The sequence below is a fragment of the Gottfriedia sp. NPDC057948 genome (assembly GCF_042887255.1).
GTDB lineage: Bacteria > Bacillota > Bacilli > Bacillales > Bacillaceae_G > Gottfriedia.
The window spans coordinates 45,410-53,078 of record NZ_JBHVPN010000024.1; the positions used below are offsets into that span (position 1 = coordinate 45,410).

The 7,669-nt window shown below is 33.6% G+C and carries 9 protein-coding genes and 1 rRNA gene; all 10 read right to left on the reverse strand.

Annotation, left to right across the window (positions count from 1 at the left end; genetic code table 11):
• Window positions 1-33 precede the first annotated feature (33 nt).
• Window positions 34-909, reverse strand: coding sequence for a 16S rRNA (cytidine(1402)-2'-O)-methyltransferase (gene rsmI / locus ACFVRR_RS22425; RefSeq protein ID WP_335448932.1), 876 nt, complete (start codon window positions 907-909; stop codon window positions 34-36).
• Window positions 905-1,171 carry a GIY-YIG nuclease family protein gene (locus ACFVRR_RS22430; protein ID WP_098862334.1) on the reverse strand — a complete coding sequence of 89 codons (267 nt, stop codon included), beginning with the start codon at window positions 1,169-1,171 and terminating at the stop codon, window positions 905-907. The genes rsmI and ACFVRR_RS22430 overlap by 5 nt, the downstream gene beginning before the upstream one ends.
• Window positions 1,158-1,898 (reverse strand): tRNA1(Val) (adenine(37)-N6)-methyltransferase, encoded by a 741-nt coding sequence (locus ACFVRR_RS22435; protein WP_387332794.1) that lies wholly within the window; start codon window positions 1,896-1,898, stop codon window positions 1,158-1,160. The genes ACFVRR_RS22430 and ACFVRR_RS22435 overlap by 14 nt, the downstream gene beginning before the upstream one ends.
• A 184-nt stretch (window positions 1,899-2,082) precedes the next feature.
• Entirely contained in the window at window positions 2,083-2,442 is a 360-nt protein-coding gene (gene yabA, locus ACFVRR_RS22440) for a DNA replication initiation control protein YabA (protein WP_387332780.1), read from the reverse strand.
• 12 nt (window positions 2,443-2,454) lie between these two features.
• Window positions 2,455-3,282, reverse strand: a complete 828-nt coding sequence (locus ACFVRR_RS22445; protein WP_387332782.1) for a PSP1 domain-containing protein — start codon at window positions 3,280-3,282, stop codon at window positions 2,455-2,457.
• A 3-nt stretch (window positions 3,283-3,285) separates the two neighbouring features.
• Complete coding sequence (gene holB, locus ACFVRR_RS22450; RefSeq protein ID WP_387332784.1) at window positions 3,286-4,281, reverse strand: DNA polymerase III subunit delta'; 996 nt, start codon at window positions 4,279-4,281, stop codon at window positions 3,286-3,288.
• Window positions 4,282-4,493: 212 nt separating this feature from the next.
• Window positions 4,494-5,126, reverse strand: coding sequence for a dTMP kinase (gene tmk, locus ACFVRR_RS22455; protein WP_387332786.1), 633 nt, complete (start codon window positions 5,124-5,126; stop codon window positions 4,494-4,496).
• 12 nt (window positions 5,127-5,138) lie between these two features.
• The gene (locus ACFVRR_RS22460; protein ID WP_387332788.1) at window positions 5,139-6,557 is read right to left on the reverse strand and encodes an aminotransferase class I/II-fold pyridoxal phosphate-dependent enzyme; all 1,419 of its coding nucleotides are present in this window, start codon (window positions 6,555-6,557) and stop codon (window positions 5,139-5,141) included.
• A gap of 338 nt (window positions 6,558-6,895) precedes the next feature.
• Window positions 6,896-7,084 carry a sigma factor G inhibitor Gin gene (locus ACFVRR_RS22465; RefSeq protein WP_286133695.1) on the reverse strand — a complete coding sequence of 63 codons (189 nt, stop codon included), beginning with the start codon at window positions 7,082-7,084 and terminating at the stop codon, window positions 6,896-6,898.
• Between the two features lie 508 nt (window positions 7,085-7,592).
• Window positions 7,593-7,669, reverse strand: a 5S ribosomal RNA gene (gene rrf / locus ACFVRR_RS24330); the annotation flags it as partial.

Consider the following 7,669-nt stretch of genomic DNA (forward strand, 5'->3'; position numbering starts at 1 on the left):
AATAAGACAGCCTAACTTCATTTTTAAACCTTATTAAATCTCGTGATATTCCGCGTAGACATCCCTTTTATTTAATGAACGATCCTTCGCAACAAGTTTTATTGCATCTTTACTTTTTTCATTTTTTTCATTTATGTACCAATCGACATGCTGGTTAATGGTTAGTTCCTGCCACCAACACTCCTCATTGTTTTTCACATCTTCTTCAGATGCCCCTTCTAAAACAACAACAAACTCTCCACGTACTTCTTCATTCGTTGCCCAGTCTATTGCATCACTAACTGTCCCACGTAAAAACTCTTCGAACTTCTTTGTTAATTCTCTACAAAGTACAATTTTTCTGTCACCTAATACTTCAAGAATAACGTGTAACGTTTCTTTTAAACGGTGTGGAGACTCGTATAAAATGACTGTACTACGTTGTCCCTTTAATGGTTCCAATTGCTTCTTCTTATCTTTCTTTTGACGTGACAAGAATCCTATGTATAAAAACGAATCAGTAGGTAGTCCAGATGATATTAAAGATGTTAAAGCAGCATTTGCACCAGGTAAAGGAATGACTGAAATACCTTCTTCTAAACAAAGTTTTACAAGCTCATAACCTGGGTCATTTATACATGGCATTCCTGCATCACTTACTAATCCAACTTTTAATCCTCGTTTCAAGTCTTCTACAAGCTTTAACCCTGCTTTTTCTTTATTATGCTCATGATAACTCACTAATGGCGTTGGTATTTCGAAGTGATTACAAAGCTTTTTCGTGTTACGAGTATCCTCCGCTGCAATATAATCCACTTCTTTTAGTATTCGTACCGCTCTAAACGTCATATCTTCTAAGTTACCAATAGGGGTTGGTATTAAATAAAGACAGCCTAATTCTTCATTTAAGAAGCTCTTTTGACTTTTAATCATTACTCGTACCTCCTCTCATATATCGTTCTTTGTTTTCTCTTGATAATTGCTTAAAAGCGTATTCCGCTTGCATCGCTTCTCTTTTAGTTGGGTACTCCTCAAAAAATATACAATTTACAGGTGTCCTACCCCTTGTATACTTTGCACCTTTTCCATCATTGTGCTGTTTTACTCTACGCTCAATATTTGTTGTATACCCTGCATAGAAAGTTGTATCTGAACATTCTAGCACGTATAAATAGTGTTTATGATCTTCCATATAGAATTTCCTTTAACTGATCCGTATACTCGTTATTTTCCTCATATACGTAAATCGGAGGCAAAATTTTAAGGTCAGCCTTACCACCTTTAATACCTTCAATTAGAAGTGTATTAGCTTCCTTTCCCATTTTCGGATAGACAAACTGAATTCTTTTCGGCTCAATACCATGTTTACGCATTGTTGTAACAATATCCAACATACGTCCTGGACGATGAACCATCGCTAATTTTCCACCATGCTTCAAAAGTTGTTTACTTGCATTGATTACTTCTTCTAAATTCGTTTTAATCTCATGTCTCGCTATTGCATAATGCTCATTCATATTCTGTTCAGAAGTCGGAATATCTTGAAAGTAAGGTGGATTACATGTAACAACATCTACAAATTCTCTACCTATTTTATCTGGTGCATTTTTTAAATCGTCATGAATCATTGATATTTTTTCATCTAACTTGTTATATTCAATGCTTCTTTTAGCCATATCATATAGTCGCTCTTGTATTTCTACACCTATTATATTTGCTTTAGATCTTCGGTGTAACATTAATGGAATAACACCATTTCCAGAGCATAAATCAACAATTGTACCTTTTTGGATCGGGACATATGTAAAATTCGACAAAAGAACTGCATCTAATGAAAATGAAAAAACAGATGGACTTTGAATAATCCTCATATCATCGGTTAATAAGTAATCTAAGCGTTCGTCACCTTTAAGCATAATTAGTTCCTTTCAAATTCATACCAATATTAACTTTTAGCATTGCCTAATTAGATAACAATTAACTAGCAATGCATAAAAAGAAGCTATTCCATTTGGAACCAGCGCACTTTCCCTTTTTAAACAGCTTATTTCATAACTGTTTTCTAAAAAGGTAATCGCTCGCTTCTTCCGGAATAGCCTACCATTACTTTTTATCAAAGAAGGATAAACAAAACAGACAGTCCTCACCATGACGTACGCTTCCATAATGTAGATTACAAATATGGAAACCTTCTTGGTACAATCTTGCTAAATTATCATAGCCTTCCCCAAGATCCTTATCCTTTTGTACCTTTTTCTTCTTTAAGTCTTTTATTTGTTCTTTTTCTTCTATACGTTTATTTAGACCTAATCTTTCTCGTAAGTGATCATTCTCAATTTTCGTATAGTGATTTTCTTCTAGTAGCTCAGCAATATATTGTTTTAAATCACTAAGCTGTGTTGATAAATCTTGAATTTGTTCTTCCATATTGGAAAGAGATAAGAATATATTCTTCTTGTCCAATCTTACCACCTCTTAATCTGTGGTTTGTATTGACACGACTCCCTCGTGAATTAAATCATCTAGGGTAAACTCCACAACGCGTTCTTTTTTGATCAATTCTACCTGAATAACTCTTTCTAAGATGTTCAATCCTACTACTCTTCCAGGACCTTCTGCTGTCTTGATGATATCCTCTAAGTCTGGAAGTTGTTCTTTTGCAGCCTCATACTCGTCATTTTCATACTTTAAGCAGCACATTAATCGGCCACAAAGTCCTGAAATCTTCGCCGGGTTAAGAGAAAGGTTTTGATCTTTAGCCATTTTAATGGATACTGGTTCAAAATCACCTAAGAATGTTGAACAACACAACATTCTACCGCAAGGCCCAATCCCACCGAGCATTTTAGCTTCATCACGTACTCCTATTTGTCTTAATTCAATGCGAGTACGGAATACTGCAGCTAAATCCTTTACTAATTCCCTAAAGTCTATTCTACCATCTGCTGTAAAATAAAAGATGACTTTATTTCGGTCAAATGTATATTCGACATCAACTAATTTCATGTCTAGTTCATGTTGCATAACTTTACTAGAACAAACTTCATAAGCTTCTTTAGCTGATTGTTTATTCTCTTCAACAATCAAACGATCATGCTCATCAGCTAATCGCATAACTTTTTTTAACGGAAGGACTACGTCATTTTCTCCGACCTTTTTATTTGGCACAACTACTTTTCCAAATTCAATCCCTCTCACCGTCTCAACGATGACAAAAGTATCTTTAGGGATTGCTAATCCATTTGGGTCGAAATAATAGATTTTACCAGCTTTTTTAAAACGTACTCCGACTACTTCGTACACAATCTACAATCCCTCCTGTAGCTCTATAATCATTTGCTCTAAAACCATTAACATATTTGCGTTAGATGTTAATCGCTTTTTAGCAAAAAGGATGATTTCTAAACAAGTGGTTATTTTCTCTAATGAAATACGATTTGATGCTTGTCTCATTAATGGTTCTTCATTTTTAAAAACAACATTTTGATCTTGCTCAGCATATATATATAGCATATCTTTAAAGGCTAATACAAGCATATCAAGCATCATTTGCAACTGTTCCTTCGTATCAAAATGACGAGAAACATTTTGTTGTATGACTAGAAGACTATCTTTTTTTGTCGTTAATAATGCTTCATATAATTCTATCACTAAATCTCTAGCTTGTGCAAACCATTCTTCTTCAGCAATTTGAAGTGCGACTGCCTCACTATTTGTTAATCTTGCTAATAATGGTACTATGTTTGATTGAAGCTCTATATTAACTAAATGTTCTTCAAAATATTTTGTTGGTAATGGATTAAAATGGATAGATTGACAGCGAGATTGTATCGTTGGCAAAATTTGTTGTACTTGTTCAGTTAATAAGAATGCAGTTGTAATTGAGACCGGCTCTTCCAAAAATTTCAATAAAGAATTAGCTGCATTTGTCGTCATTCGATCAGCATGGTCTATTATATAAATTTTCCGATTTGATTCAACAGCTGTTTTAGAGAATTCTTCTTGTAATTGTTGAATTTGATGTTTCTTTATTGAGGCTTCTTCGGGCTCAATTACATAAACATTTGGGTGATTACCAGAATCCACACGCTTACAATTACGACAAGTTCCACAAGGTGTAGCGCCACTCACATTCTCACATAGTAATACTTTTGTGTAGTATAATGCAAGTTCGCGTTTACCAGTTCCTCTTGGGCCTTCAAATAAGTAAGCATGAGCTACCCTGTTCTTAATTACTGCATTTTTTAACATTTTTGTGGCAACTGGCTGACGCTCGCTTAGTTTCTCCCAAGATGTTTTCATGTTTACACCTACTTATATCTATAAATTAATCAATGATATTTTTAAATTGTATCGTTTTTTTTAAATCGTTTTACCAATAGATTAAGCCTAACTTTTGGCCTAAATTCTCTATTGATGCAAGTAATTCCCAGTTAAGTTCCGAAAGTATTCTTCTTATTCTATTATACCAGTTCCGTCACGTTATTGTTCATGTAATCAATTTTTGTAAATAATTAAATTTCTTCTATTTTTTCTAAAATGACATTCAAAGTATCATTAAATACTTGATCGACCTGATTTGATGCATCAATTCGTTTAAAGCGCCAAGGCTCTCTCTTCATGATTTCAGCATATCCACTTTGAACTTTCAAATGAAAATCTAGTTCTTCTAAATCCAGTCGATTGATTTCTCTCTCATCTGCTTGGTGAACTCTATTTAGCCCAACTTTAGGGTCTAAATCAAAGTAAATTGTTAAATCAGGCATTAAACCATCGATTGCAAATTGATTGATATTATAAATTTCATCTATTCCGATTCCTCTACCGACACCTTGATATGCAAGCGAGCTATCTACAAATCGATCACACAACACGATTTTTCCTTCTGCCAATGCAGGGATTACTTTCTCGGCTAAATGCTGTCTCCTTGCAGCAGCATAAAGTAGTGCCTCCGTACGCTTGTCCATTTCAATATTCTCTGTGTCTAATATAATATTTCTTATATTTTCAGCGATCCGTATACCACCTGGTTCACGAGTGGATATAAAATTTACACTTTTTTTACGAAGTTCTTCCGATATCATATTTATAATTGTTGTTTTCCCTGCACCCTCTGGTCCTTCAAATGTAATAAATAAAGATTTCAAGTGTGTTTCCTCCTAAACCAATACTTCAATTTGTAAATTTTTATCTTCAATCAAATTTTGAATCGTCATTCCATATTGATATACATCATGAATATAATCAACATGCTTAGTAGTAACTAGTTCACCTTTTAGTAAAATTGGAATTCCTGGTGGATAAGGAACAATATTTTCTGCAGAGATTTCTCCTACCGAATCTGCCAAATCTTTTACCAACTTCCTTTTTTTCTTTAAATCAGCGTAACTATGTAAAACTGTACTCACAAAATTAGGTATATTAAGCTTAGGTTGTTTATTTTCAATATAAGCCATCGATTCAATTGCTTTTTTTATTCGATTAATAAGGTCATTAAAATCCATTCTTTCATCTAGCGGAAGGATGAACAGAACATGTCCCCAATCTGATAGCTCAGAATAGATTCCCTCATTCTCAAATATTTCCTGTAATTGCTTACCCGTCTGTCCTTTTTTACTTTTTACGATTACTTTTAGTAAATCTTGTGTATAGTTTATACGACTTGATGTAACAATTTGGATACTAGATAAATCATTAACTTCTTTTATAAATTCGGCAATTTTCTTTTGAAGTATTTTCACCTTATCACGAGAAAATGTTTCGACAAAACTCCTTGCGTAATCTAAGGAAGCCATGATTGGATAAGAAGGACTGCTACTTTGTAGCATTCTCAGCATTTCTCTTACTTTATCTTTGCAAACAAGTTTTGATTTTATATGTAAATAGGAACCCATTGTCATTGCAGGCAAAGTTTTATGCGCTGATTGTATGACAATATCGGCACCCATAGAGAGCGCATCATTTGGAAAAGGTTCCCCAATTATAAAATGTGTTCCATGCGCCTCATCCACGATCGTTGGGATCTCCATACTATGAGCCAACTCAATTATATTTTTTAAATTTTGAGACATTCCATAGTAATTAGGATTGGTTAAAATGATTGCTTTTGCTTTTGGATAATTTTTTATTACATTCATCGATTGCTCACTGTTTACCCCAAGTGGCTGTCCTAACTCTTCATCAATATCTAATGGCAAGAATATAGGCTTAGCTCCAGCAAGTAAAAGACCATGAAAAATTGACTTATGACAATTGCGTTGTACCAATACTTCGTCATTTTCGCCACATAACGCTAAAATTGCAGCTAGGTTACCCACAGTTGATCCATTTACTAAAAAGAAACTTTCTTCTGCATTGTATGCTTTCGCTAACATTTTTTGAGCCTCACTGATTACTTCTGAAGGGTAATGTAAATCATCTAAGCCATTTAATTCCGTAGCATCATAATTTAATATATTGGGTAATCCTAATTCATTTATAAAAGTGTGCTTTCCATTTTTATGACCTGGAACATGTAGAGATATTGTTTCTTTATTTACAAACTGTTTCAGTGCATTCAGTAATGGTATTTTATTCATCAATAACGCTTCCTTTAATTTATGCAATTTATTTGTATGTATTGTTATATTAGAATATTTTTATTGGGTTTTAATTTAAACATTCCAAACATACTTTTCGACATTTTAATACAACTACCTAATTCGAAAACCAATATTTTATAGACAATATAAAAACCGATTATATTTACAAGTTCTCTCCATTACTTAAAGGCCTAGTCACTAAAGGGGTGACCAAACAGTAATAAATTATGGCAGAGGTACCTGTATATAGAATCGGTCCTTCACTTTATATCTTATTTTAACTTACAAAAACTTATTAGACTACTACTATTAGTCTATTACGCTCGTGCTAATCTCTAATTCGCAATTTCTTCTTTCACCGTACTAATACATCTTAACTTCTCTACAAAGGAATTGTATAGAGGTGCGTCTGTTTCAGTTTTTACGATTTTCTTTTCACACTCTTCACAAACGAATGCTTCAATAATATGAATGCCATGTTCCTTTTTCTCTTCACAAACTATACATTTTGATAAACCATTCACCTTTATTCCTCCTCTAAGTGTTTTTCTGAGTGCAATTTACGATTGATTAAACAATTTTGTTTATTATATAGTTTTGCAAATTAAAAACTTTTTATACAAATTAGGGCCTTTTTTTTTGTAATATATGAAAATAGTTCTAATTTTGTGCTCTATGCTTTAAATATTTTTTTCTAACATGATACCACTTTCCTACTTTGACCTAATTTTTGTTCCTTTCAACTACTATAAAAGAACTACAATTCGTTTGTAGTCTTAGACTAGTCACCAAACGCTTATTTTCTTCGTTACTTCGCCAGCCTTCCTATGCGGTGCCCATTACCATATAAGGTAAACTCCGTGCCACGAAAGAACTGCTACTTAAACAAATACCTTTAAGTGAAGTATCCGTGAAATTAGCTTTGCTTAAATACATTGATCAAGTTTCACATCATTTCACTTTGATTCATTAAATTTATTTATGTTTGTAAATACAAAAAAAACACCAGCCTATTAGCTGATGTTTTTCGTTACCAGGCGACGTTCTACTCTCACAGGGGGAAACCCCCAACTACCATCGACGCAAAAGAGCTTAACTGCCGTGTTCGG